The 26649-nt window shown below is 61.6% G+C and carries 24 protein-coding genes and 1 tRNA gene; 8 read left to right on the top strand and 17 right to left on the bottom strand.

Features of this window, described 5'->3' with window-relative positions:
- The first annotated feature begins 63 nt into the window (after positions 1–63).
- A complete protein-coding gene (locus BN32_RS04290; protein ID WP_019196877.1) occupies positions 64–585 on the top strand; it encodes a hypothetical protein in 522 nt (173 codons plus the stop codon).
- Positions 586–635: 50 nt separating this feature from the next.
- Here BN32_RS04290 and BN32_RS04285 read toward each other — a convergent pair whose 3' ends face one another.
- Entirely contained in the window at positions 636–4004 is a 3369-nt protein-coding gene (locus BN32_RS04285) for a CHAT domain-containing protein (protein WP_019196876.1), read from the bottom strand.
- Positions 4005–4272: 268 nt separating this feature from the next.
- The gene (locus tag BN32_RS04280) at positions 4273–4905 is read right to left on the bottom strand and encodes an ATP-dependent Clp protease proteolytic subunit (RefSeq protein ID WP_019196875.1); all 633 of its coding nucleotides are present in this window, start codon (positions 4903–4905) and stop codon (positions 4273–4275) included.
- Positions 4906–5221: 316 nt separating this feature from the next.
- On the opposite strand from BN32_RS04280, the gene BN32_RS04275 reads away from it, so the two are divergent.
- Positions 5222–5668 (top strand): MaoC/PaaZ C-terminal domain-containing protein, encoded by a 447-nt coding sequence (locus BN32_RS04275; RefSeq protein ID WP_019196874.1) that lies wholly within the window; start codon positions 5222–5224, stop codon positions 5666–5668.
- Between the two features lie 35 nt (positions 5669–5703).
- On the opposite strand, the gene tig is transcribed toward BN32_RS04275, so the two are convergent.
- Complete coding sequence (gene tig / locus BN32_RS04270; RefSeq protein WP_019196873.1) at positions 5704–7062, bottom strand: trigger factor; 1359 nt, start codon at positions 7060–7062, stop codon at positions 5704–5706.
- Between the two features lie 166 nt (positions 7063–7228).
- Positions 7229–7313 (bottom strand) — tRNA-Leu (locus BN32_RS04265).
- Positions 7314–7464: 151 nt separating this feature from the next.
- Here BN32_RS04265 and BN32_RS04260 point away from each other — a divergent pair.
- Entirely contained in the window at positions 7465–8790 is a 1326-nt protein-coding gene (locus tag BN32_RS04260; protein ID WP_019196871.1) for a multicopper oxidase family protein, read from the top strand.
- Between the two features lie 151 nt (positions 8791–8941).
- Here BN32_RS04260 and BN32_RS04255 read toward each other — a convergent pair whose 3' ends face one another.
- Positions 8942–10441, bottom strand: coding sequence for a bifunctional ADP-dependent NAD(P)H-hydrate dehydratase/NAD(P)H-hydrate epimerase (locus BN32_RS04255; RefSeq protein WP_040425438.1), 1500 nt, complete (start codon positions 10439–10441; stop codon positions 8942–8944).
- Between the two features lie 376 nt (positions 10442–10817).
- Here BN32_RS04255 and BN32_RS04250 point away from each other — a divergent pair, with 376 nt between their 5' ends.
- Complete coding sequence (locus BN32_RS04250) at positions 10818–11156, top strand: P-II family nitrogen regulator (protein ID WP_019196869.1); 339 nt, start codon at positions 10818–10820, stop codon at positions 11154–11156.
- Positions 11157–11308: 152 nt separating this feature from the next.
- On the top strand, positions 11309–12718 hold the full coding sequence (gene glnA, locus BN32_RS04245; protein ID WP_019196868.1) for a type I glutamate--ammonia ligase: 1410 nt from the start codon (positions 11309–11311) through the stop codon (positions 12716–12718).
- Between the two features lie 94 nt (positions 12719–12812).
- On the opposite strand, the gene BN32_RS04240 is transcribed toward glnA, so the two are convergent.
- From BN32_RS04240 to BN32_RS04220, 5 genes are all read right to left on the bottom strand, one after another.
- Positions 12813–14588 carry a B12-binding domain-containing radical SAM protein gene (locus BN32_RS04240; RefSeq protein WP_019196867.1) on the bottom strand — a complete coding sequence of 592 codons (1776 nt, stop codon included), beginning with the start codon at positions 14586–14588 and terminating at the stop codon, positions 12813–12815.
- Positions 14589–14845: 257 nt separating this feature from the next.
- Positions 14846–15355, bottom strand: a complete 510-nt coding sequence (locus BN32_RS04235; protein ID WP_082757641.1) for a DUF1801 domain-containing protein — start codon at positions 15353–15355, stop codon at positions 14846–14848.
- 8 nt (positions 15356–15363) lie between these two features.
- Positions 15364–15885, bottom strand: a complete 522-nt coding sequence (locus BN32_RS04230) for a DUF1801 domain-containing protein (protein WP_019196865.1) — start codon at positions 15883–15885, stop codon at positions 15364–15366.
- Between the two features lie 56 nt (positions 15886–15941).
- A complete protein-coding gene (locus tag BN32_RS04225; protein WP_019196864.1) occupies positions 15942–16373 on the bottom strand; it encodes an SRPBCC family protein in 432 nt (143 codons plus the stop codon).
- Positions 16370–16693: an ArsR/SmtB family transcription factor gene (locus BN32_RS04220; protein ID WP_019196863.1), complete on the bottom strand. Its 324-nt coding sequence runs from the start codon at positions 16691–16693 to the stop codon at positions 16370–16372. The genes BN32_RS04225 and BN32_RS04220 overlap by 4 nt, the downstream gene beginning before the upstream one ends.
- Before the next feature lie 198 nt (positions 16694–16891).
- Between BN32_RS04220 and BN32_RS04215 the strand changes: the two genes are divergently transcribed.
- Positions 16892–19543 carry a DUF3772 domain-containing protein gene (locus BN32_RS04215; RefSeq protein ID WP_152343713.1) on the top strand — a complete coding sequence of 884 codons (2652 nt, stop codon included), beginning with the start codon at positions 16892–16894 and terminating at the stop codon, positions 19541–19543.
- A gap of 865 nt (positions 19544–20408) precedes the next feature.
- Here BN32_RS04215 and BN32_RS26690 read toward each other — a convergent pair.
- A complete protein-coding gene (locus BN32_RS26690) occupies positions 20409–20714 on the bottom strand; it encodes a hypothetical protein (RefSeq protein WP_152343905.1) in 306 nt (101 codons plus the stop codon).
- A 70-nt stretch (positions 20715–20784) separates the two neighbouring features.
- On the opposite strand from BN32_RS26690, the gene BN32_RS04205 reads away from it, so the two are divergent.
- Positions 20785–21936 (top strand): AI-2E family transporter, encoded by a 1152-nt coding sequence (locus BN32_RS04205; RefSeq protein WP_019196860.1) that lies wholly within the window; start codon positions 20785–20787, stop codon positions 21934–21936.
- A 102-nt stretch (positions 21937–22038) separates the two neighbouring features.
- Here the strand turns inward: BN32_RS04205 and BN32_RS04200 are convergent, their stop codons facing one another.
- The 6 genes from BN32_RS04200 to BN32_RS04175 form a co-directional block, all read right to left on the bottom strand.
- Entirely contained in the window at positions 22039–22335 is a 297-nt protein-coding gene (locus BN32_RS04200) for an antibiotic biosynthesis monooxygenase family protein (protein WP_019196859.1), read from the bottom strand.
- A 111-nt stretch (positions 22336–22446) separates the two neighbouring features.
- A complete protein-coding gene (locus tag BN32_RS04195) occupies positions 22447–22680 on the bottom strand; it encodes a hypothetical protein (RefSeq protein WP_019196858.1) in 234 nt (77 codons plus the stop codon).
- Between the two features lie 43 nt (positions 22681–22723).
- The gene (locus BN32_RS04190) at positions 22724–23983 is read right to left on the bottom strand and encodes a GGDEF domain-containing protein (RefSeq protein ID WP_040425436.1); all 1260 of its coding nucleotides are present in this window, start codon (positions 23981–23983) and stop codon (positions 22724–22726) included.
- Positions 23984–24187: 204 nt separating this feature from the next.
- Entirely contained in the window at positions 24188–24664 is a 477-nt protein-coding gene (gene rpsI / locus BN32_RS04185) for a 30S ribosomal protein S9 (protein ID WP_019196856.1), read from the bottom strand.
- Positions 24664–25128 (bottom strand): 50S ribosomal protein L13, encoded by a 465-nt coding sequence (gene rplM / locus BN32_RS04180; RefSeq protein WP_019196855.1) that lies wholly within the window; start codon positions 25126–25128, stop codon positions 24664–24666. Before rplM ends, rpsI begins: the two co-directional genes overlap by 1 nt.
- Before the next feature lie 148 nt (positions 25129–25276).
- Positions 25277–25708 (bottom strand): PaaI family thioesterase, encoded by a 432-nt coding sequence (locus tag BN32_RS04175; protein WP_019196854.1) that lies wholly within the window; start codon positions 25706–25708, stop codon positions 25277–25279.
- A 113-nt stretch (positions 25709–25821) separates the two neighbouring features.
- Here BN32_RS04175 and BN32_RS04170 point away from each other — a divergent pair, with 113 nt between their 5' ends.
- On the top strand, positions 25822–26646 hold the full coding sequence (locus tag BN32_RS04170; RefSeq protein ID WP_040425435.1) for an enoyl-CoA hydratase: 825 nt from the start codon (positions 25822–25824) through the stop codon (positions 26644–26646).
- Positions 26647–26649 lie beyond the last annotated feature (3 nt).

The following is a 26649-nucleotide window of genomic DNA, read 5'->3' as shown; positions in this document are numbered from 1 at the left end:
CTCCTGTTTTTCTATGGCATGATTTTTCTGCGGAACGGGAACGTCGTAGCAGGAGAACGAACGATGTCCATATCATGCAAGTTCGAGCGCAGCGTGCTAAGCCACGAGGAATATGGCGTGATCAAAGGGTCGCATCACCCTGATCTGTATGCCCTCGACCTTGATGGCCTCGTGTCGCTGCAAAGCCAGCTTCGGCGGATGCGCGACAAGGAGCGGACGCTGGCGCGCCAGAAGCAGCGGGAGCGCCGGGGGAAAGCGGAGCCGCGTGGCGGCAGCTTTCCGGGCACCAGCGAACAGCCGCAACAGCGCAAACAGGTTTTCGCCAATGCGTTGAAACGCGTGAACAAGGAAACCACGCGCATCCGCAACCTTGAAGCGCGCGCCACCAATGTCGACGCTGCCCGGCGTGCCCTTGCAATGCGGCGAGCGGCGAACTTCACCAGCCCGGCCCCAGGCCAGACAGCGAAAGACGGCATGGCTCCAAATCCCACCCGTCGCCGCAGAACCATCATCTCGGGCAAGCGGATTGGCAGCACCTCTCAAGCGACCAAATCCGCGCAAGCCCGGCGCGACAGCAAGAGCTAGATCGACACCGCAGCGGCGCGGTCTTGACCGCGATTTGCCCGTGACGACTTTCAGCGCCCGCCGCCGTCGCCAATGATCGAGTATGGCGCCCAGAACAACGGATGCGCGTAGGCGAATTCCGTCTTGCCGTCCGCGCCGAGATAGCCCGGTCCGTCTGCGAGCGCCATCATCGCCTGCCGCAACGCCTCGCCGCGCGTCAGTTTCGGATCGTTCGCCTGCCGTTTGAACAGGTCGGTCACCAGTTCACGCGCCGATTGCGAGTGCACGGACCAGTTCGTCACGAGCAGCGCGCGCGTACCTGCATAGAAGAACGCACGGCCGAGACCCGATGCGGCTTCAGCGCCCGCCCCGGCCCCGGCAGCCGTGTTGCACGCGGACAGCACGACCCAATCGGCGTCGAGTTTCAGCGACAGGATTTCTTCCATCGTCAGCAGCCCGTCACCGTCGGAATCCGACAGCGCGGGCGCGGACAGCGCCAGCGCCGGTTGCGTCAGGCCATCGAGTTCGCCCGGCACCAATCCGTGGGTTGCGAAGGCGACGATCTTGAACCCCGAAAGGTCCATCGACTTCACCTTCTTCTCGTTCGCGTCCTTGCCGAGGTTGAGAACCTTGGTCGGGTCCGCCTGCAGCACCAGCGCGATGGACGTCAGTTCATCGGACGTGTCCGGCAGGCGCGGCAACTGGCCGAGCTGTGCGCTGTCGACACCCTCAAGCTGCGGACTGTTGCGGCGCTTCAGCGGCACACCGCGCGTCGCGAGCGATGCGTCGGCGACCTGGATCGGCTTGCCGGTCCTTTCCGCATCGTCAGCCTGCTCCTTGCTGAAGTAAGGATCGCCGAATGCGATCAGATCCTGCCGCGTGGCCTTGCCCGCCGGCAGCTTGCGCAGGGTCTGCAGCGCGGATGCCGAGGGCACCAAAGTCACCGCGTGGGTTCGCGCCAGCCACGGCACGTTGCGGTAACTTGCAAACAGCGGATCGTCGTCCGTCTTGACCTCTGCGGCCGCGGTCGGCAGCAGCGACAGCGGCAGCAGGCCGAGCGCGCCGTTGGTCACGACGATCAGACTTTTCGCCGGCTTCCAGTCGCTCTCCAGCGGCTTCAGCAACTGATCATAGAGCTGCGCCGCCAGCTTCACGTCGAATGTGGGGATGTCCGAGATCATCGCCGCCTTCGGCTCCAGCGCCTCGCGCAGCTTGGTCACGGTCGTATTCAGGTCACCGAGCGTCATCTTGATCCGGGCGAACTGCACCGGCGCGCCCTTGCGCAGCACCCAGACGAAACTGTCGAAGCGGCCGAAGTAGAACGACAGCAGCGCCTCGTCGTCCGTGAGTTGCTTTTGCAGATCGCTCGCGTTCGGCGGCGGCGGGTTCACCAGATTGCCGTAGTCGGGAAACTTCTTGGCAATGTCGTTCAGCGTTTGCGTGCGCGCTGCCTGCAACGCCGCGATTTCCACCTGCGTTGCCTTGACTGCCTTCTCCTCGCGTTCGGCAGGCGGAAGCGTCAGCAGGTTGTTCAACGTGGCAACCGCCGCACCGATCCGCTTTTCGTTGTCCTGCGAGTTACGCATCAGCTTGGCGAGTTCCGGATTGCTGGTGGACGCACGGGCGGACGATGCCTGCAACGCGCGCTGCACCGATTGTCCGCGCAGCACGTCGGCATAGGCAAAGGTTTCCTCTGCGACATTGGGGGGCGCTATCGCCGGATTGAGCGCCAGTGTGCGGAGATAACCTTCGACCACGAAACGAAGGCGGCCTTCGCGTGCTGCCGCCGTCGATCCGGCATCGTCATCACTGCCGCCGGATGCCGTCTGCAGGATCGGGATCGAATCCTTGAACGCCTGCAGCGCTTCGGGGACCCGCCCCTTGCGCGCCAGCGTCACGGCGTAATAGCCGCGGTTAACCGCGGTGTTGAGACTCTTCTCGCCCGAACGGGCCTTTTCGCGCTCGTACGATCGCTGCGCAATTTCAAGCGCGTTGTCGTAGTTGCCCTGCGTCAGCATGATGGAGACGCGCGCGGGGCCGCCACTGATGTTTTCCCTGCGCGAGGGCTCCCACTTCGCGGTCCAGACATCGACCTGATCGTAGAGCTTCGTCGCCTCGTCGTACTTGCGCTCAAGATTCAAAATCTGCGCAAGGAAGACATTGGCGTTGACCATCGGACCGGCGTCCTCGGCGTAACCGAGTCCCTTGTAGATACTGATAACTTCACGCTGAAGCTGCTCTGCTTCCGCGTAACGGCCCTGCTCCTGAACCACATACACGAACACCGAGAGAATTCCCGCGGTGTCCGCATGGAATTTTCCCGATTTGCTGAGGCGGCTGAGCAGCGCGCGCCGCACGTCCGCTTCTCCCTCGCCGACACGCCCCTGCTTGACCTTGGTACGGCCTTCAAACGCCGTGGCCCAATCGGCGAACCGTTCCATCTCGCCTTCGGCGGGCTTGGTTTCCCACTGCGACATGGTGGCGAGCGCGTTCGTGTAAAACACCGCGGACTTGCGATACGCGGCCTCCGCATCGGTAAACCGGCCCCGCGCTTCGGCGACGCGCGCATTGCCGTCTTCGATGATCGCCTGCCAGCTCATTCCATAGATCGGGAACACCGGCCAGCGCTGCGCCTCAGCCAGCAACGAACGATTGCGGGCGGCATAGGATTCGGCAGCATTGATGTCGCCTGACCGGATCAGCCCGACCACCTGCCCCAGATACAGACCGAAGAGCCGTCCCTTTCCTTTGGGCTGACTGTTTGCGGCGGCGATCTGTCTCGCAGCTATACCGTCAGCACGCTTGTTCTCGCCGGCTTCGCGGAGGCGCCGCATCAGGAACTGTTCGTAGCGGGCAAAGACCTTGACGTCCTCGCCCTTACCAAGGCACACAGTCAGTTCAGCATCCGCAAGCGCTTCAGCGTTGCGTCCGACCAGCGTTCGCGCCTGCCCGCGCTTGTAGTGAAACGCCGCAAGCTCGTTTCCCTTCAAGCCGGCAGGCACCGGCGCATCGGCGGTCGCCGTCAGTTCGGAAATCTTCGCCGGATCGGGTTTCTGCTGGTCAAGAATGGCCGTGATGTCCGAAACCGTTCGCGGTGGCGCCACCAGCGTTGCGGTGGTCTTCGCCAAAGCCGCGGCGCCTGCTGCGATATCCTCCTTCTTCGGCGCCGACACCTTGGCGGCGTCGAACAGCGCAGCCTTCGGGCGCGCGGCCATCATTGCGTTCCTCACGCAGGGAGTAGCAGCGGCCTTTGCCCTTGCCTTGCAAGCGTCGTGCTGACCGCCCCCCTGCTTGCAGGCTTGATATGTCGGCATGCCGATGGAAGCGCGGCAGCGCTCGCGCGCCTGCTCGAGTTCCAGTGCGGAGGCAGGAACAATGGCTGTGAGTGAGCAGAGCGAGAAGAGGATCGCGGCCGCGCCGCTTCGTGCGCCTGTCATCATGGCATGCTCCCGGACATCATCGTTCTCACCGAAATACGGTGTGTCCGGAGCGCAATTGGATGCCGTCAAAAAAGCAGAAAAAATAAGACGGGCCCAAAAGTCCCGGATCAATTGGAAATAGCGGCCAAGAACCTGATGCGGTCAAGTACAGCGCGGCTGCGGCACCCAAAAAGCCTGCGCCATACCCCAAATGGGTGAAGCGTTCATGCAAAAACGGACGCCCGAGGGGCGTCCGTTTTTCATTTCACAACCAGGCCGCGAATTCGCCTTACGGCAGCTTCGGCGTGACTTCCTCGGCGCGCTTGTCGATCACCTGGTCGACCAGACCGAAGTCCTTCGCCATCTCGGCGGTCAGAAATCTGTCGCGCTCCAGCGCGTCCTCGATCGCCTTGTAGGTCTGGCCGGTGTGCTTGACGTAGATTTCGTTCAGCCGCTTCTTCAGGTTCAGGATTTCCTGCGCGTGCAGCATGATGTCGGTCGCCTGGCCCTGAAAACCGCCCGACGGCTGATGAACCATGATCCGCGAATTCGGCAGCGAGAAGCGCATGTCCTTGTGGCCAGCCGCGAGCAGCAGCGAACCCATCGACGCCGCCTGGCCGGTGCACAGGGTCGAGACCGGCGGACGGATGAACTGCATGGTGTCATAGATCGCCAGACCCGATGTCACCACGCCACCCGGCGAGTTGATGTACATCGAGATTTCCTTCTTCGGATTCTCGGCTTCCAGGAACAGGAGCTGCGCGACGACCAGCACCGACATGCCGTCCTCGACCGGACCGGTCACGAAGATGATGCGCTCTTTCAGGAGGCGCGAGAAAATGTCGTACGCCCTCTCGCCGCGGTTGGTCTGCTCAACCACCATCGGCACGAGGTTCATGTAGGTTTCAACGGGATCGCGCATTTATCACCTGATGGTTAGTGGAGGCGGGGCCGGACGGCTGGATGTTCCGGCAGACGAAATGCCTCGTGATGCAGAAGGGTCGGACTCTACAGATATAGCAGGAGCGGCCGACCACAAGGGTGGGAAAAGCCGGAGCCAGGCCAGTTGAAGCCGATTCGGCGTACAGCGGAAAGCGACGCTGGCGTGCCTTCGGGCGTATTCGGCTCATATCGTTAATATAGCCTCATCCCTCCCGCGCGCCTGACGCGGGAGGTAATGGCTGCGCGTACCCGACCTGCTATCGTCCGGCCGCACTCTCGGCAAGGAACAGACCCTCATGCTTTACGCTGAAGATCTCACGGTTGGGCAACGTTTTCCTTTTCGCGGTTACCCGATCGAACAAGCCGAAATCATCGATTTCGCGGAACGTTTCGATCCCCTCTTCATCCATGTCGATCCGGTCGCCGCGGCGAAGGGTCCCTTCGGCGGTCTCATCGCCAGCGGATTGCACACCACGGCGATCTACCAGCGGCTGATTGTTGAAGCGATGTGGTGGCAGGTGGCCGGCGTCGCGGGCACCCGCATCGAATCCAAATTTCAGAGGCCGGTGCGCCCCGGCATGACGCTCACGGGGCATGCCGAGATTGCTGCGATCGCACATCGGCCTGAACGGAAAAATGCCGTCATCACGATCCGGAGCCAGATCACCGACGGAACCGATACCGTTCTGTCGGTTGTTCTGGATGCCGTGATCCGTTCGCGACCCGATCATCCCCAGCCGTAACCGGCGATGATCGGTGCTGTCGTAGCGGCCAGCGCTTAAGCGGCGGTCTTGTCTTCTTCTTCCTTGAGCAGATCGTCGCGCGTGACCTTCTTCTCGGTCACGTTGGCAAGCTCAAGAATGAAATCGACGACCTTGTCCTCGTAGATCGGCGCGCGAAGCTGGGCCAGCGCGTTCGGATTGCTGCGATAGAAATCCCAGACTTCCTTCTCGCGGCCCGGCGACTGGCGCGCACGGTCGATCAGCGCGCGGCTGACTTCGTCGTCCGTAACGGTGATCTTGTTCTTCTCGCCGATCTCGGAGAGCACAAGGCCGAGGCGAACGCGGCGATCCGCGATCTTCTCATATTCTTCCTTGGCCTTTTCCTCAGTAGTGTCTTCGTCGGCGAAGGTCTTGCCGGTCGATTCCATCTCGGCCTTGATCGAGTTCCACATCAGCTTGAACTCTTCCTCGACCAGCGACGGCGGCGGACCGAACTTGTGCGTCTCGTCGAGCTTGTCGAGCAGGATGCGCTTCACGCGCTGGCGCGACGCACCGGCGAATTCAGCCACCAGCCGCTCGCGCATGGCTTCCTTGAGCTTGTCGAGCGATTCCATGCCGAGGTTCTTGGCGAACTCGTCGTCGACCTTCGACTCCTGCGGCGCCTCGATCAGGCTCGCGGTGGTCTCGAACTCGGCGTCCTTGCCGGCGAGGTTCGGCGCGGCATAGTTCTTCGGGAACGAGGCCTTGACGTTGCGGGTCTCGCCCGAGGCGATGCCGATCAGCTGGTCCTCGAAGCCCGGAATGAACGTGCCCGAACCGATCACGACCTGAATGTTTTCGCCGGTGCCGCCGTCGAACAGTTCGCCGTCGATGGAGCCCTTGAACGCAACGGTGACGCGGTCGCCCTTCTCGGCCTTCGCGCCTTCGCCCTTCGCTTCATAAGGACGGCTCTGATCGGCAATGCGCTTCAGCGCTTCGTCGACGTCGGCGTCGGTCACTTCCGCCACCGGCTTTTCGACATTGAAGCTCTTGAAGTCAGCCAGTTCAATCGCCGGCACGACTTCGATGGCGACCGAATAATTCAGGTCGGACTTACCCGCGAGAACGTCTTCGATTTCCTTTTCCTCGGTCGGCATGGTGACCTTGGGCTCGGTCGCGAGACGGAAACCGCGCTCGGTGAAGATTCCGGCGTTGGTGTCGCGAATCAACTGCTCGACGGTCTCGGCGGCGACGGAGCGGCCGTAGACCTTCTTGAGATGAGCGACTGGCACCTTGCCGGGACGGAAACCGTTCAGCCGAACCTTGTCCTTCATGTCGACAAGACGGGCATCCACCTTGGCATCGATATCCGACGCGGGAACGCTGACCTTGAACTCGTGCTTCAATCCCTCGGCGAGGGTTTCGGTAACCTGCATGGCGTCAATCTTCTTCCGGCTTGACCCGGCGCAGCCGGGTCGTTGTCAATCTGTTGGACACAAACCATTCGGCCGCGAGCCGTTCGGAATGCATCGGTGGTGCGGCGGACACGTTCCCGCGAGGGACGTCTCCTCCAGAATGTCTTGCGCAAACAAAAATCGCGCTTGGTGCGGGCGGAGGGACTCGAACCCCCACAACTTTCGTCACTGGAACCTAAACCCAGCGCGTCTACCAGTTCCGCCACGCCCGCGCAGCGCATATCGTCAGGCGGCACAGCCGCGAGCGGCGGGCTTATAACACGGTGTAACCGGTTCGCGAGCCAAAAAAATGGCTGCGGCGACGCGGCGTTAGCGACAAGGGGCCGACTGGACATCGGGTGCGGAAAATGGTCCGCATCAGCGATGACAAATCAGGTCTTTTTGCCCTCCAGACGCACCCTGCTGGCAGGCCTCGGCGGTGCCGCCCTCGCATCCGGGCTGCGGCTGCCTGTCTCAGCCCAGACCGGTCCGGCCCTGCAGTTGCAGGCGCGGCCCGCGACCGCCGCGCTGGGACAGGGTCTGCCCCGGAGCCAGATCTGGGCGCTTGAGGCCCCGAACGGGGGGCCTGTCACCAGTTCCCTGCGGTTCGGCAAGGGCGACCTCGCAGTTACGCTTTCAAATGAACTCTCGTCTCCTATCGTCCTGAACTGGCTGGGAATTGATGGCGCGCAGGCTGCGGCTCCATTGACCGGACTGGCGCCCGTCCCTCCGGGTGGCCGCGCCTCCTTCACCCTGCCCCTGCGTCAGGCCGGCACGGCCCTGGTCAGCGCGCAACTCCTTGGCGATTCCGCAGAGCGCCCGATGTCCAGCCGCGCACTCATCGTCGAGGACAGTCCGCCGATTCCGGCCGACCGCGACGAGGTGCTGCTGATCGAGGAATGGCGCGTGAAAGCCGACGGCAGCGCCATCGCGCCGGGGAGTAACCCCGAAGGCACCACCGCGGTCTACACCGTCAACGGACAGCCGCGGTTCGATCTGACCGCAAAGGTCAACGAACGCGTGCGCCTGCGTTTCATCAACGGCTGCGCGCGCTCGCCCCTCGGCCTGCGGATCGAGAACCATGACGTGCGCGTCATGGCGATCGACAGTCAGCCCTCCGAACCCTTCCCCGCCCGCGATGGCCAGCTTGTGCTTGCGCCCGGATCGCGGATCGACGTTTTCATCGACGCCACGCGCGCGCCGGGCACCGTCTCGCCGATCATCCTGCACGACGGCACCGGTCCAAGGACCATCGCGCAACTCACGATGTCGAACGATGCTCCGGTTCGCGCTGCGCCGCTGCCGCCCGCAGCCGCGTTTCCGTCCGGGAATCTTCCCGAACGTCTCGACCTGAAGGGCGCGCTCCGCACCGACCTGTCGCTCGATCCGGACGCGCAGTGGCTCGCGCCGGTCAAGTTTGATGCCGCGACAACGCCGGCGTATCGCGTCAAGCGCGGGCGGACCGTCGTGATGGCGATCAACAATCCTACCGCTACGCCCGTCGCTTTCCGCCTGCACGGTCACCATTTCCGGCTGCTCGACCGGCTCGACGACGGCTGGAAGCCGTTCTGGCTGGACACGCTGATGGTGGACAAAGGCCAGACCCAGCGCATCGCGTTCATGGCCGAATATGCCGGACGCTGGCTGATGGAGGCGGCTGCGATCAACTGGGCCGCGCCCAAGCTCGTGCGCAGCTACACAGTGGAATAATTCTCGATTAAGTCGCGTTGGCTCGCCCTACGTCATTGCGAGCGAAGCGAAGCAATCCAGTCTTGTTCATGCGTTTAGGAAGAACTGGATTGCTTCGTCGCAAGCGCTCCTCGCAATGACGTTCAGCAGTTCCCCCCGATCGCGGTTCAAACTAATACGCAATCCCGATTTCATCGTAGAGATTGCGCAGCACTGCAGGCAACACATCCGGAAGGTCTTCCGCGATCAGGCCCGGACCGAATTCCTGTCCGGCCTCGCCATGCATCCACGCGCCGATGCAGGCCGCCTCGAAAGCCGGAACGCCCTGCGCCTGCAGGCCGCCGATGATCCCGGCCAGCACGTCGCCCGATCCCGCCGTTGCCAGCCACGGCGGCGCATTGGCGGTGATGGCCGCACGGCCATCGGGCGCGGCGACCACCGTGTCGGCCCCCTTCAGCAGCACCACAGCCCCCGACTGGACCGCCGCTAGGCGTGCACGTTCAAGCTTCGACGCATGTGGATAATCGGATGGCAACCCGCTGAACAGGCGTCCGAATTCACCCGCGTGCGGGGTGAGGACAACCTGTGGATTGTCCTGCTTTTTGATTTCGGCAAAGAGCGCTTCGGGATCGTCCACAAAGCTCGTCAGCGCATCGGCATCGAGCACAAGGCTGCGCCGTGCCGACAACGCGGCCCGGACCATGTCGCGCGTGCGCTCGCCGACCCCGGTTGCGGGCCCGATCACGCAGGCGTTGAGCCGTTTGTCGGAAAGCAATTCCGCGAATTGCCGGGGCGTTTCCGCCTCGCGAACCATCACCGCCGTCAGCGCGGCGGCATTGACCGCCAGCGCATCGCGCGGCGAGGCCACCGTGACCAGGCCCGCACCGGCGCGCAGCGCAGCGCGTGCTGACAGGCGCGCGGCTCCCGTCGAGATGAGATCGCCCGAGACAACCACCGCATGACCGCGCGCATATTTGTGGCCGTCGGCCTGCGGCGACGGAAAGATATCGGCCCACAGGTCCGGCACATTCTCGAACGTCTTCGGCGCGTTGACGTCAAGCACATCTGCTTCAATGCCGATGTCGGCCACATCGATCTCGCCGCAATGTGCGCGGCCCGGCAGCAGCAGGTGGCCCGGCTTGCGCCGGAAGAACGTGACCGTGGCCGCTGCCTCCACGGCAATTCCCATCACCTCTCCGGTGTCGCCGCTGACACCGCTCGGCAGATCGACGCTGAGGATCGGAACGCCGCTCGCATTCATCGCCTCGATCATCGCGTAAGGATCGCCCTTCACCGGCCGGTCGAGGCCGGCGCCGAACAGCGCATCGACGATCAGGTTGGGCTGACCAAGTGCCGCCGGATCGCAAGGCAGCACGGGACCTTTCCACTCAGCGGCTGCGAGCGCGGCATCGCCCTTCAGCGTCGCGGGATCACACAGCAGGATGACAGAGACGTCCCGCCCCTTTGCCGCGAGTTCGGCCGCTGCGATGAAACCATCGCCGCCATTATTGCCGCGACCGGCCACCACCAGGATTCGTCCGCGCTCCGCCATGGCTTCTGCAACCAGCGCCACCGCCTGCCCGGCCCGGCGCATCAGCGAGAAGCCGCTGATGCCGCCTGCGATCGCGGCCTGATCAGCCGCCGCCATTTCCGAGACTGTGAGAACTTCCATTCGCTGTTTGACTCGCCTTATCCTGAGGCACTCTGGTGGGAAGAACCGGAAAGTGTCAGGCTAATTTTTGTGCAATTGCCTAATTCATAGCCTTCCACTCTTGCGGCATTCGCCGCACAAAGAGGCAAAGTTACCGCTAACGAAATGATATCGTTGTCCAATTCGATATCTTAATAAATTGGCACAGACCCTGCTTTTAGGGGATGACTTTCGGATTGTCCCGCTCACCGGCGAATGTCAGGTGGGCGCGACGGCCGTTTCCCGGGCGCTCACCCGCCCGTGCGACGACCGTGACGACGAACCGAGGTGACGAGCGCGTGCATCGCGCGATATGGAACTACAGACAGGCCAGTTGGAAGTGCCGGGGAGACGCTAAGTGAAAAAGATCGAGGCCATCATCAAGCCATTCAAGCTCGACGAGGTGAAGGAGGCCCTTCAGGAAGTCGGAATCCAGGGCATCACCGTCACCGAGGCCAAGGGCTTCGGACGGCAGAAGGGTCACGCCGAACTTTATCGCGGCGCGGAATACATCGTGGACTTCCTGCCGAAGGTCAAAATTGAGATTGTGGTCGGCGACGATCTTGTCGAGAAAGCCATAGACGCGATAAGGCGTGCCGCGCAAACTGGCCGCATCGGCGACGGAAAGATATTCGTATCCAGCATCGAAGAAGCCATCCGCATCAGAACGGGAGAGTCCGGGCTCGACGCCATCTGACCTGATTTCAGGCTACCACTAGCTCACCTCGCCTCGCCGGCGGCAGCTCCTGCCGCCCGAGGCTTTTACTGCATCTCACTCCCAGTGCATCCAGTTCTCGGTGCATCCAATCCACGACACGACAAACGACCAAGCAGACATAAGGGGTATTCATGAAGACCGCCAAAGACGTCCTCAAGTCGATCAAGGACAACGACGTCAAGTACGTCGACCTGCGTTTCACCGACCCGCGCGGCAAGTGGCAGCACGTCACGTTCGATATCTCGATGATCGACGAGGAGATCTTCGCCGAAGGCACGATGTTCGACGGATCATCGATTGCCGGCTGGAAGGCGATCAATGAATCCGACATGACGCTGATGCCTGATCCGACCACGGCGACGATCGATCCGTTCTTCGCCGAAACCACCATGGTCATCGTCTGCGACATTCTAGAGCCGTCGACCGGCGAACCCTACAACCGGGACCCGCGCGGCATCGCCAAGAAGGCCGAAGCCCAGGTCAAGGCGATGGGCGTCGGCGACACCGTGTTCGTTGGCCCGGAAGCCGAGTTCTTCGTGTTCGACGACGTGCGCTTCCAGACCACGCCGTACAACACCGGCTTCAAGCTGGATTCGTCCGAACTGCCCACCAACTCGGACACCGAGTATGAAGGCGGCAACCTCGGCCACCGCATCCGCACCAAGGGCGGCTACTTCCCCGTTCCGCCGCAGGACTCGGTGCAGGACATGCGCTCGGAAATGCTCGGCTCGATGGCCAAGATGGGCGTCAAGGTCGAGAAGCATCACCACGAGGTCGCTTCCGCCCAGCACGAGCTCGGCATGAAGTTCGACACCCTGACCCACATGGCCGACCAGATGCAGGTCTACAAGTACTGCATCCATCAGGTCGCGCACATCTACGGCAAGACCGCCACCTTCATGCCGAAGCCGGTCTACGGCGACAACGGCTCGGGCATGCATGTGCACCAGTCGATCTGGAAGGACGGCAAGCCGACCTTCGCCGGCAACAGGTACGCCGACCTCTCCGAGACCTGCCTCCACTATATCGGCGGCATCATCAAGCACGCCAAGGCCATCAACGCCTTCACCAACCCGTCGACCAACTCCTACAAGCGTCTGGTCCCGGGCTATGAAGCGCCGGTGCTGCTCGCCTACTCGGCGCGCAACCGTTCGGCCTCCTGCCGCATCCCCTACACCACCAACCCGAAGGCCAAGCGCGTCGAAGTGCGCTTCCCCGATCCGATGGCGAACCCCTACCTCGCTTTCGCGGCGATGCTGATGGCCGGCCTCGACGGCATCAAGAACAAGATCGATCCGGGTCCGGCGATGGACAAGGATCTGTACGACCTGCCGAAGGAAGAACTGAAGACCATTCCGACGGTGTGCGGTTCGCTCCGCGAGGCGCTTGAAAACCTCGACAAGGATCGCGCGTTCCTGAAGGCCGGCGGCGTGTTCGACGACGACTTCATCGACAGCTTCATCGAACTGAAGATGACCGAGGTCGAGCGCTTTGAGATGACCCCGCACCCGGTCGAATTCGAAATGTACTACTCGCTGTAAGCGCTCGCCTCGCGGCGACTGCTTCTCGCAAACACCAAAGGCGTCCCGAAAGGGACGCCTTTTTTGTGGAGTCACTGATCTTCGAGGACGCCAATCACTCCGCCGCATGCGTAAGATTGAACACCTTCTTCTGGTGAGCGACGGCCTGCTTTGCGCTCGACGTCTGCGTCAGCAGCTCGAGTGAAGCGTCGTCGTCATCCTCCACGCGAGACAGGGCGAGATCGCTGTATGCGAAACGCTTGGGATCGCGCGTGATCCTGATGCTCAGTACGGACAGACGTAACAGCCTCGCGAGCGTGGTTGCAGTCTTGCTTACCGTCTCGAGCACCAGCTTCGGCCAAAACCAGAAGGTACTTTCGGCAGCAAGACCGGGCCGTCGTTCCGAGGGATGACGCAGGCGCAAGATCCCGCTTTGCAGTGGATGCACCTGCTCAAGCGTCTGAGTCAGCGAGAAGGTCAGGAGCAGCTTCACAAGGCTGCTCATGTTGACTCCGGTCGCAGCACCGCGGCGCAGAAGCGTCTCCATATGCGCGGGCGTATAATAGTATGCCCAGGCATCCCGATAGATGCCTTTCCATTGGTCTTGCGACATCAGCGCGTGCGACGTGCAGACATGCTCGAGATCGTAATTGTTCAGATCGGGGTCCATCGGGACATTGGCTTTCCAGAGGATCTTGTGATCCTCGGAGCCCGGTAATGGCGTCAGGCAAAAGAATTCGAGAATGTCGATCGGCAGCTCGCGCTTGATGATCTCGATGTCGTTGCGGATCGACTCCGGCGTATCGGCAGGGAATCCAAGGATGTAACCCGCGAGCGTGAGGATGCCCTTATCCTTCCACGCCAGAAGCATCTTGCGGTACTCGGTGATCTTGTTCTGCCGCTTCTTTGCTGCAAGCAAATTGGCCGGGTTGATATTCTCAAGCCCGATAAACACGCGCGTCACGCCCGCGCGCTTCGCCTTCTCGACGAAATTCGGAATCTTGTGACACAGCGTGTCCACCTGGAGCAGCAACCCCAAGGGAATGCCTTGAGTCTCCCGAAGCCAGATCAGGCGATCCAAAATCTCTTCCCAGTGCTTGTTACGCGCAAAATTGTCGTCGGTGATAAAATACTTGTAGATCCCCTGCTTCCAGTTGCTCCGCACCAGCGCTTCGACATCGTCCGGCGAGCGGAAGCGCGACTTGCGTCCTTGCACATTGATGATAGTGCAAAACGAGCACTGGTATGGACAGCCACGTCCGGCATCGAAGCTGGTACTCAGCCCCAGTGTCCGCCGTACGTTCTCGATTGGCAGAAACGGCGCCGGCGTGCCTTCTATGCCCGGCAGATCGTTCAGGAAATTGTAGACCGGCTGCAGCCGACCAGCAGCAGCGTCTTGCAGGACGGTATCGAAGCGGCCTTCCGCCTCGCCGGCAAATATCGAAATGCCCGCCGTGCGGCAGGCATCCAGATCGATCGCGTGGCCGTCGAGCATCGACAGGCAGCCCGAGACGTGAAAACCGCCGATCGAGACCTGAATACCGGCGTCACGCAACGGACGGGCAATGTCGAGCGCGCGTGGATACTGGTTCGATTGCACGCCGGCGAGCACGATCAGGCCGAAATTGCCATGGCGCGAAAATTGCGCGATCAGTTCGGGAATATCGACGCGGCAACTGAATTCATCGATCGCCTCAATGTCGATTTCAATATCAGCCCCGAGGACACCGCGGGCCTTGCTGTCCTGCGCAATTCCATAAACGCTGGCGAGGGAATTCGAGGGAATTGCAGCGCGCCACCAACGGATCACATAGCCGTCTTCGCCGTAATGCGACGGCTTTATGAACACCAATTGGAAACGACGCTTTGAAGGAACGACCGCGGTCGGCATTGGTCGTTCCTTTCGATACATCCAGAACATTCCCATGGACGCCGATATTCAACTCTATTCGGTCGCGATGGATTGTCTACCTGGTTTTTGATCAAAACATGAGCAAGCGTAGCCCGGATGGAGCGAAGCGCAATCCGGGAAGTGTCTTTCTCGCATCCTCGCGTTTCGCTCGCTTCATGAGGGCTGCAGTTGCCTGCGACGCCATTCCTCGCAGGAGCGGTTTGCCAATACCTCACCATTGCACGAAAGCTGTCGCATTACGCCTTCATGCTTTTCCACACTTTCGCCTTTTTCGCTGCGGGGACGGCCTTCTTCGTCGCCCTGGCTGACACCCTCTTCCTTGCATTCTTAGCCCGATTAAACTCAATCGCGGCACGCACCAGATTCTTCAGCGCCCGCCCATCGATCTTGTCGCCTTCGAAAACATCGATCGCGCGCCACACCTTGCCATCAAGGCCCGCGTTGAAAAGCTTGTCGGGGTCCGGAAGGCTCGCGCCGTGGGCGAAGGTCAGCTTCACCTTGTCCTTGTGGGCGTTGCCGACCGCAATGATGCCGTCGCGCTCCCACACCGGGCTGCCCATCCACTTCCATTCCTCGATGATCTCCTTGTCGGCATCAAGAATGCTCTTGCGAACTGCAGCGAGCGTCTCGCCTCGCCAGTCGTCCAGCTTCCTGATTTTGGCATCGATCAGCCGGGACGGAGAGTCCCCTCCGCTTCCGTCCTTCGTGGTCTTCGCCGTCTTCGAGGTTGTCGTTGCTTTCTTCATGGTGGCTTTCACATGCGCTCGCCGGGCAATTGGCTGGCTTGCTTCACCCAGTCGGCGAATTGAGCTTCGTCGAGTTGGTCTTCGTGGATGTTGAGATAGCGCACTTCCTTTTGTCTGGACTCGCCGGGCGGGACAGGACGCAGCGACGCGCCGCGGAAGAAAGCCACCTTGATATACTTCGCAAAGACATGGATGCCGAGAAACCAGTGCTGGTCATCACGTCCGTACAGCGGCGAGTTCCATTTGACCGCCTTGCGCACGCCGGGAACGGCACGTTCGATCAGCACGTCGAGACGCCGCCCGACGTCGCTTTTCCAGCCCGGCATGGCCGCGATGTAGGCCTGCACCGGCGCGTCGCCGTAGCCCTTCGCGATCTGAGGATTGCCGCCTGAAAGAAGGGCCGGCTTCGCTGCCTTGCCGGGCTGCGGCTTCGCTGCCGTCTTGCGCGGCTTGGCTGCCTTCGCAGCAACCCGCTTGGCAGCGGCCTTCCTTGCAACCTTCGTTGGCTTCTTCGACGTCGTCCTGGCCATTGCGTCACCCGCAGATGCAACGCTGTAAACAGCTCGCATTGAATGTATCGGCGGACTCAATCGATCCGCGCGACGACCTGCTCGAGATTTCCAAAGAACTGCTGCCACCCGTGCCGCGCGCCGCCGAAGGCCTGCTTCTGATCCGGCCGGAAACCCGACTGCTCCATGTGGAGGTGGGTTCCCGAACTTGTTGGCGTGAGCGTAAAGGTCACCACGCTCGTCAGATTGAAGGCCGCATCGTCGTTCGCGAAATTCCAGGTGTAGGACAGCGTCCTGTTCGGCTCGACGGCGAGCACTTCGCAGTCCAGCACGCCGCCCCAGTCTCCGCGAAGATTGAAGCTGTGGCCGACGGCAGGCTTGAAGTCGTTCTTCATCAGCCACTCCTCGATCAGGTGTGGCTGCGTGAGCGCGCGCCAGAGCTTTTCCGGCGGATAGGAAAACTCACGCTCGACAACGACAGAGAGCGTTTCGGTCGCAACGGTGCTCATTGGTCCATCCTCTTGAGGAGATTTTCGAGGTCATCGAACCGGCTCTCCCAGAAGCCGGCCATCTGGCTTGTCCAGTCGATCAGCGGCGCGAGCGCGCCGAGTTGCGCGCTGTAATGTGTCTGGCGACCTTCATGGCGGTCGAGGACCAGCCCGGCCTGCTTCAGAACACCGAGATGCTTTGAGACCGCCGGTTGCGAAACCCCCGCCCGGGCGGTCAGGGCCCCGACCGTCTGTTCTCCGTCGCGGCACAGGCGCTCGAAGATCGCCCGCCGGGTAGGATCTGCGAGCGTTCTGAACAGTATATCATGAGGGTTTAGCATTCTTGATTAATAACTCTCTGGCTATGGATTAATCCATAACCAACGAGCTATGAGTCAGTCAAGCGGAAACGGACGCAACACTCAAGAAGACATCACCTTCACCGTGGAACTCAGTGATTTCTTTGGCCACTCGCGAACAGAACATCGCCGTGTTTGTGCGGCATGAGCGTCGACGAATTCGATGAAACAAGGACGATAATGAATATCCGGACTATTGCCGTTTTCCTTGCCCTCGCATTGACGCCGTGCACTGCGCTTCAGGCTGCGACGACTGCGCCGACGCCCGCTCCCCCGGCGGCGAAAGAAGCCGAAGGCCCAGCAGCAGCCCCCGCGCCCGCGCCCGCGAAGGAAGTGCTTCCCAGCGTTCCGGCGCCGACCTATCCCAGCGCCGTCGCTGGTCTCAACGGCTGGAAGCAGATGCTCGACAGTGCCGAATGGCAATTGTCTTTGGGCATGACCGATGAAGCCAGACTGAGCCAAATCCGCAACCAGATCACCGAGGCGCAAACCGGAGCACGTGACCTCATCGCCGCCACTACGCCGCGGATCAGCGAGGCCACAGAACGGGCTGCCGAATTGGAGCCGGGTGAAAAGGATACAACGCCGCAGTCCGACGAGGTCAAGCTGGAGCGCGCCAAGCTACTGGCGGAGATTGCCGCGCGCCAGAGCATCGTTCAGCAGGCCAGCCTGATCAACGTGCGCGCCCAGCAATCGCTCGATCTTATCTCGGAACGCCGCCGTGCCAGGTTCACGGACACGGTCTTCAAACGCTCCGCCAGTCTGATCAATCCATCGTTCTGGGTCCGTGTTGCCGAGGAGATTCCTCCCGCAACAACCCGGCTGGTTGAGGTCGCATCCCGATGGGCTGGCGTCATGGCGGAGCAGCCGCTTCGCGCCGCTTCGGGCTTCGCAATTGCCGTCGTTGTCTTGCTCGGTTTTTTCCTGTCGCCGTGGCGACGCTGGCAAGCGCGCTGGACGACCCGCGATGCAGCAATTACCGAGCCTACCGCGCTGCGTAAAACGAGTTCCGCAGCGGTCATCGTTCTCGCCAACACCCTGATCCCCGGCACCAGCTTGTTCGTGCTTTATCAGGCGCTGATTGCGCTCGGCGTTTTGCCGGACGAAGTGAGTGCCATCGCACGGCCTCTGTCTATCGTGATCACCTTTGCGTTCTTTTTCTATAGCCTCGCGACCGCCACGCTGGCGCCGGATCGGCCCGCGTGGCGCCTGATCGATCTCGACGACGAGGTCGCCGGCAAGCTCGTTCCGGTGGCGACCCTGCTTGGCATCGCTGCCTGCTTCGGCGTCCTGCTTCAGGGCCTGAATCGCGCCATCGGCGCTCCGGACGAACTATCGGCAGCCAGCGAAGGCGTGATGGCGCTGACCGAGGCCTTTCTGTTTATGGCCGCATTGCGCATCGCGGCCCACACCGGAAACGAAGACAACGAGGAGGAAGAGTCCGCCGCAGCGGCGGTCAAGCGTTCAGCGTGGCGTCTTTTAATTCCGCTCGGCTGGCTGCTCGCGGCGATCACGGTACTCGGGCCGCTGGCCGGCTTTGTCTCTTTCGGCGGCTTCGTCGCGAGGGAGATGATCCTTATCGTCGTCGTCCTGATGGCTGCTGTTCTGCTCAGCCGGTTTGCCGACGCTTTGATCTCCACGACGTTTTCCTTTTATGGAGCCGTTGGCCGCTTCCTGCGGCAGACGGCGGGACTGGGCGGCCCTGCGGTGCGCCAGATTGCCGCCTTGCTGAATGGCTTCGTCCAGTTGGCTCTGATGGCATTCGCCGTGTTCATCGTCCTCGTCACGTGGGGAATCAATTTCGACGATGTGTTCGCATCGTTGTCGTCAGCGTTCTTCGGATTTTCGATCGGCAAGTTCACGATCTCTCCGTCGGCAATTCTCGGCGCGATCCTTGTGCTGATCGTCGGCGTCGCGGCCACCCGGGCGATCCAGGGCTGGCTCGAATCCCGCTTCTTGCCAGAGACCAATCTCGACTTCGGTGTCCGCAGCTCCATTCGCACCGGGGTCGGCTACATCGGCATCATTCTGGCCACCATCATTGCGCTATCGTATGTCGGCCTCAATCTGCAGAACATCGCGATTGTGGCCGGCGCACTGTCGGTTGGTATCGGCTTCGGCCTGCAGTCGATTATCAATAACTTCGTATCGGGTCTGATCTTGCTGGTTGAGCGGCCGATCAAGGTCGGCGATCGCATCGAGGTCGGCGCCCGCATGGGCGTCGTCAAGCGCATCAACGTGCGCGCGACCGAGATTGCCACCTACGATAACGTCTCGGTCATCGTGCCGAACGCCGACCTGATCAGCGGTCAGGTCGTCAACTGGATGCACGGCAGCTATACGGCGCGCCTGTCGGTGAAGGTCGGGACATCCTACAATGCCGATCCGGACCACGTCATCGCGGTCCTGCTCGATATTGCGAGCAGCCATCCACGAACGCTGAAATCACCCGCGCCGTTTGCCAACCTCGGCAACTTCGGCGCAGACGCGCTGGAATTTGCGGTGTTCTTTCATGTCGCCAATATCGGCTCCGACGCCGGTGTCGCTGACGAGATACGGCTCGAAATCCTCAGGCGATTTCGCAAGGAAGGCATCGAAATGCCCCTCGCCCAGCGCGATCTTAACCTGCGCGATCTCGACCGGATCGAAGCTCTGGTGCGTGTGGCCGGCAGAGGCAGGCGCACTAGTTCCGGGCGTGAAAGAACTGAGGCCGCCGGGATCGATCAGGCAGGGATCGACAACGGCAAGACTGATCGCGCCAGGAGCGACCGTTCCAAGACGGATAGCGTCAAGGCGGAAGGGACAAGGACACGTAAGGAAAGCTGGCAGTAAGCTCGAACGGATCGCGCAAGCGTAGCGCAGCGATATTCCACCCGTCATTCCGGGATGCGCCGCTTGGCGCAGGCCCGGAATCCATCCTGCCGGAATCTGGTTGATGGCCGTGGATTCCGGGCTCGCGCGAAAACGCGCGCCCTGGAATGACGGCAGACAATGGAAGCGCGCGCAGCCCGGATGGGGCGCAGCGCAATCGGGGCTACAGACTCTCGATGTCGTCCCGGCGAATGCCGGGACCCATAACCACCAAACGTCATGGTGACAGCGGGACGATCGCTCCGGCATCTCCCTCAAATCGATATCTCAGGGAGTATGGGTCCCCGCCTGTGCGGGGACGTGTCGAGATTTCCGATCTCTCCTTGACATGTCTCGATCTAGGAATATATTCTTCATCGTCATGTTCGTGAGGGGCGCTTCTCGAGGGCGCTTTTGAAGCGGAGCAGGATGCGGCGCCCGCGCGCGTGTCTCGCACACACGTCGTCCGGGAGGCTGGGGTCAGCGTCCGGGCCAACTACGTGGCTCTGCTCATCGAGAGCTGGACGCGGACAGGATGAAGGCCGGCGAAAGCCAGCCGGATCGGGGCGCGTGTCGCGCCTGTCCTGTCCCGGAAGCACGCTCCCCTCGCCCAAAATCGCCGCTAAATAGCAGTCAAGCTTGCGCAGACTGCGTGAACTTGTCTGCGGAGCGCCGCAAGGCGATGCGCTTCCCTTCGCACGGGAAGCGAAACAACATATTTGCGCCTCGCGGCGCTCCATGCCCCTCACCTGTTGGGGGGCAAGACCAAAGCTCACCTCGCGCGATGCGCGAGAGCGCAGGCGCGTGGCTGTTTGAAATTTAAACCGGAAATTCGGAGTGACGCACTCTATCGCATCACGCTCAAATCGTCGTCTCGGGGAAGGCCGGGACCCATAACCACAGAACTCAAGAGCGGATCGCCGTCATCCTGAGGTGCGAGCACTTGCGAGCCTCGAAGGACGACGGCGATGTCCGGCTGCGCATCCTTCGAGACTCGCCGCAAATGCGGCTCGCGCCTCAGGATGACGCAACACCCGCATCCGGCGGTGGCACGGAGACGATCCGCACTCAGCGCCGCAGCCCGCTTTTCACGCAACCACGGCAGTTCGATCTGAATCTGCCGCATCACCGGCGCTGGCCGCGTGGCTGTCACGCCATCTTCTCTTGATCCGGCGCAGCCTTTCAGGAAAGACTGGCGCTGAAATAACGGAAGAGGATCGCACGTGTCAGCCCCCATCGAGACCCGAGTTCAGACCCGTGGCGACCTTGCGTGGTCGATCGCCGTGGGGGGCATCGGCGTCATCGCCTTCGCGGCCTTCCTGCTGTTCACCTGGTACTATGCCGCAACGCTGTTTCTGGTGTTCGCTGGCGTCCTGCTCGGCGTCGCCCTCACCGCCATGACACATCTGCTGCAAAAGGTCATGGGCGGGCCTCACGCACTGCGCCTTGCGCTTGTGTGCGTCGTGCTGGCGGGGCTGCTGTGTGGCGTGGTGTTTCTCGGCGGCTCGACCATCGCGCGGCAAGCCGCCGTGCTGAGCAACACCCTCAAGTCGCAGCTCGTGACCGTCAAAACGTTCCTCGAACAGCATGGCGTCGACACCAGCTATCTCGAACTCGGCTCTGTCACGGCGACGCCGGCAGCCTCCTCCGATACACCGTCGACGGCGGCCCCCACGCCCCCGCCCGGCCTGCCGAAAAACCTGCCAAGCGCCGGCGCCCTTGCCTCCGGCGGCGGTGCCATCGTTAGCCAGACGCTGAAGCTGCTGCTTGGCACGGTCAGCGCCGTCGGCAACTTCTTTATCGTGCTGTTCCTGGGGCTGTCGTTCGCGGCACAGCCCAGCGTTTATCGCCGGGGCCTGCTGGCGCTGTCGCCAAAGAAACACCGCGCGAGCGTGACCGTTGTGGTCGACCGGATCAGCGATACGCTGGAGCGCTGGCTGATCGCACAGATGATCACGATGGCTGCCGTGTTCCTCGTGACGTGGATTGGTCTGTCGATCATCGGGATCGACAGCGCATTCATTCTCGGCATTCAGGCCGGGCTGCTCGCGTTCATTCCGACGGTCGGTGCGTTGGTCGGCGGATTGATTATCGTGCTCGCGAGCCTCGCGTCCGGTTGGGTCGCAGCGTTCAGCGCCTTCGTGCTGTTTCTCGGGGTGCACGCACTGGAAAGCTACATCCTGACGCCGATCATTCAGCGCCAGGCGCTCGACATCCCGCCCGCGACGCTGTTCGCGTTCCAGATCCTGCTCGGCGTCGTGTTCGGGCTGTGGGGGCTGGCGCTGGCACTGCCACTGATGGCCATCGTGAAAGTGACCATCACATATCTGCGCGAAGAGGATGAGGAGCGGCCGCCGGAATTCAAGGTGGCGTGACGAGAATGCTTTCGTCACTGCGAGCGAAGCGAAGCAATCTAGAGCAACAAGAAGACTGGATTGCTTCGTCTCGCAATGACGGTTTGAGGCTACAAACTTGAACTAGAAACTCGTCACCGTGTTGGTGTGCTCGACTTCCGGCGGCGAGGCAAAGTGCGGCCCAACCAGCGCGCGCCATTCCGTGAAGTTGGCGGATTCGCGGAAATCCACCGTGTGGTTCTCAAGGGTTTCCCACTTGATGTGCAGCCGATAGCGCGACGGCTTCTCGATCGACCGATGCAGTTCAAAGCTCTTCCAGCCCTTGCAGCGCTGGAAAATCGGTTGCGCCTTGGCGATGGCCGCCTCGAAATCCATCTCGCTGCCCGGCTTGATTTCGATCTGTGCGATTTCGGTGATCATGGTCTTCCGCCCTTTCTGGTTACCAAGGGGCTCTAGCGCAAAAACACCGGCCGGAAAAGACAAAGGGCACCAAAGGTGCCCTTTCGGATCAATGCCGTGAGCCGTCAGCCCTCAGATGAACGTCACCAGCACACCCAGCAGCGCGAGTGCACAGCCCCCAAGCATCACCGGCTGCCAGTCGAACGCCGACCCGTAGCGGCCCTCAGCCCGACGCGCCGTGATCAGGGCGTTCTCGTATTCGTCGGACGTCGAGAACATGCAGGCGAAGCCCGCGCGCGCAGAGGCAGCGCTCGCCTCAAGTGCGATGAGATCGGATTGTGAATCGTGGCTGCTTACAGTGCTCATGCCCTATCGTAAGGCCCGCATGGTAAACAGATGGTTAGCAATGTCAGGCGAGAGCTTCCGCCGGCGCGCGGTTCGAGATTGCGTTGTCCGGCTGCGGCGAGCCGCTCTGGATCTGATTGCGGCGGGCATTCTCGAGCGAAAGCGGCTGCTCCATCGCGGCTTCCACGCGATTACGTCCGCCGCGCTTGGCCTGATAGAGAGCGGTATCGGCCGACGCCATCAGCACTTCGAGTTCGGTGTTCGCCGGACCGCCCGCGACACCGATGCTGACTGTGGTTTCCAGCGGGGCATCATCGATCGCCACGCCGGACGTCTCAAAAGCTTCGCGCACCCGCTCCGCTGCAAGCAACGCTTCCTCGATCGAACACGGCAGCAGCGCCGCGAATTCCTCACCGCCGACCCGGCCCACGAGATCGGTCATCCGGAGGGAGGCCTCAACGACATTGGCGAACACCTGTAGCACGTCATCGCCTGCGGCATGGCCGAAGCGGTCGTTGACTGACTTGAAGTGATCGATATCGAAGATCATCACAGTGACGGGACGACCCGCCTTGGCCTCGCGCTCGATCATGCGCGATGTCGCTTCGCTGAAGCCGCGCCGGTTCAGCAGACCTGTAAGCGGATCGACCGATGCCGCGGTCTTGTGAACGCTGACCGCGCGCTCTGACACCAGCATGAAGATGATGAACACCGTGCCGACGGCATAGAGCACCAGTTCGGCGGCAAACGCCGCGACCCAGACCTGGCCCATGCTTGTTGCGCCGCCGGACCGGAACATATCGCCCAGAACGATCGGCAACATCAGAACGACGCCGTGCATCATCGGGACGACGATCGCGGGCCAGCGTGCGCGCAGGCTCTTGCGCCGCTCGCGCCACAACTCGCCCGCCGTCAGCGCGGCATAAACGGCGACAATCCCCGCGCCGAGCATCATCCGGATTTCCGGATCGATCGGATCAAGCAACACGACGGCCGCAATCCAGAGTGCCGGCCCGGCGATCACGCCGATCCAGCTGGCAGGACGGCCGTGGAAGGCCCGCGCCGCGTCCCATACGAGGCCACAGGCGACAAAGCCCACGGCGTTAACCGCAAGCGAGAGTTCCCAGCCAAGTTCAGCGCCGCCCACCGTCCACAGCGCGACCGATGCCGCGCCAAGGATATAGGCAGCGCCCCACCAGCCGAGCGCCGCGATCTTCTCCTGACGCCAGAAGAACAGCAGCATCACGCCAAGCGATGCCGCCGCCAGCGTTGCCACGAGATAGAGCGTCGAAATGTCCAAAGACAAATGTGTGCCAGCTGGCATTTTCTATGCAGCGCTAAAATAAGACGGAGCCGGAATAGCCCCCTCAGCCATCGTGGAAGCTAGCAACGGTGTCTTGGCACTCCGTTTGCGGCGGTCACAAAATTTTCAGGAAAAATCGCTGCAATTCGGTTGTATCTGGAACAGCAAAAAGGGCGCCCGAAGGCGCCCTTTTTCCCGCGATTGCGGAAAATTTGAACGAAACGATTAGCGCTTCGAGAACTGGAAGGACCGACGGGCCTTTGCCTTGCCGTACTTCTTACGTTCGACGACGCGCGAGTCGCGGGTCAGGAAGCCGCCCTTCTTGAGGACGCCGCGCAGATCCGGCTCGAAGTTGGTCAGAGCCTTCGAGATGCCGTGACGCACGGCACCAGCCTGACCAGACAGACCGCCACCAGCGACGGTGCAGATCACGTCGTACTGGCCCTGACGGGCAGCAGCGACAATCGGCTGCTGAATCATCATGCGCAGCACTGGGCGAGCGAAATAAACCTCGACCTCGCGGGTGTTGACGACGATCTTGCCGTTGCCTGGCTTGATCCAGACGCGAGCAACGGCATCCTTGCGCTTGCCGGTGGCATAGGCGCGGCCCTGCTTGTCGACCTTCTTTTCGTACTTCGGAGCATCTGGCGCCGCGGTCTTCAGCGCCGAGAGCTGATCAAGGGACTGCATGGTATCGGACATTATGCGGCCCTCATGTTCTTGCGATTCATCGATGCGATGTCCAACGTCTCCGGCTGCTGCGCCTCATGCGGATGTTCAGCACCGCCGTAAACGCGCAGGTTGCCCATCTGCACCCGACCGAGCGGGCCGCGCGGGATCATGCGCTCAATGGCCTTCTCGACGACGCGCTCAGGGAAGCGACCTTCGAGGATCGACTTCGCAGTGCGTTCCTTGATGCCGCCGATGAAACCGGTGTGGTTGTAGTACACCTTGTTGTCACGCTTGCGTCCGGTGAGGACGACGTGAGCCGCGTTGATGATGATGACGTTGTCACCGCAATCGACGTGGGGGGTGTAGGTCGGGAGGTGCTTGCCGCGCAAACGCATGGCAACCAACGTCGCGAGGCGACCGACGACCAAACCCTTGGCGTCGATCAGCACCCACTTCTTGGTGACCTCGGCTGGCTTTGCCGAAAACGTCTTCATGTGAGTTGTCCGTGAAATGGAACGTCCGGCGCAATCGCCAGACTGGCGCGTTTCTAGATAACCCGCCTGCGCCCGTCAATGCCATTGGATCAAAAATAACACAGCAAAATCAGCACATTATAAATATGGTGCTATATTACCTGTAAAATCATTGAACATTCGGAATGGAGTATGTCGAGGTGACATGGGCGATCGGATCGGGCGAAGTCCCTGATAACAGGCTTACTTCTCCGACGGCGAGGCGCTTGCCCAGCTTCATCAGCTTCGCGGCCGCCAGCACATCCTGACCAGGCTGCCCCTTGCGCAGAAAGTTGATGTTGAGACTGGTCGTCACAGCCAGCCCGACGGGACCAATGGCGGAAAGCAGCACCACGTACATTGCGAAGTCCGCCAGCGCCATCAGCGTGGGGCCGGACACCGTGCCGCCCGGACGAAGCATCCGCTCGCTATAGGGCTGCCGCAACAGGCAAGTCGCGCCATCGGCGCTCTCGATCAGGATTTCACCGCTGGCAAAAGCCTGCGGAAACTCCCTGTGGAGAAACGCTTCGAGTTCTGCCACGGTCATCTTCGGCTTATTCATGAAACCTATGTCCTGCCCTGCTCTCGTATGTGACGGTTTTGTATCTTAGGGTGAGCACGATGGCGAGCCTGCCGGAACCGAAAAGCGAATCTGACATCTGAGCCGAAAAAACCATGACGCCACGGACATCACGCTCCATTTTACAAGCGCCCTCGCCGCTTTTGCGCGAGACTGTCGGCAGCATCGCCGTGTTCACGCTCGATTCTCCTGCAACCCGCAATGCGCTATCGGAAGCGATGATTTCTGCACTCCATGAAGCTCTCGATTCCATTCGCGACGACAAAGGCGTCCGCGCTGTTGTCATCGCCGCGAATGGTCCTGCCTATTCGTCCGGACACAACCTCAAGGAACTCACCGCACGCCGCTCCGATGCCGACAGAGGCCGCGCCTATTTCAAACACATGATGAAATCGTGCAGCGACATGATGCAGGCCATCGTTCATCTGCCAAAGCCCGTGGTCGCGGCGGTGCAAGGCGTCGCGACCGCTGCCGGATGCCAACTCGTGGCGACGTGCGATCTCGCGGTCGCATCCGACAAGGCAACATTCGCGACCCCCGGCATCGACATCGGGTTGTTCTGCTCGACACCGATGGTTGCGCTTTCACGCAATGTTCCCCGCAAGCACGCCATGCATATGCTGCTCACCGGCGAGCCCGTTTCGGCGCAGCGCGCAATCGAACTCGGCCTGGTCAACAGCGTGGTTCCGGCCGGTTCAGAGCGCGATGCCGCGATTGCTCTCGCCAACAAGATCGCTGTGAAATCCGCATATACGCTGAAGGTCGGCAAGGAAGCGTTCTATCGGCAGGCTGACATGAACCTTGCGGACGCCTATACCTACGCCGCGCAGGTGATGGCCGAAAACATGATGGCGCGTGATGCAGAGGAAGGCATCGGCGCCTTCATCGAAAAACGCGATCCGAAGTGGCACGATCGCTGACGC

This window comes from Afipia birgiae 34632, from assembly GCF_000308295.2.
GTDB classification, from domain to species: domain Bacteria; phylum Pseudomonadota; class Alphaproteobacteria; order Rhizobiales; family Xanthobacteraceae; genus Afipia; species Afipia birgiae.
The sequence above is the reverse complement of the archived record's forward strand: the minus strand, read 5'-3'. Positions and strand labels throughout refer to the sequence as shown.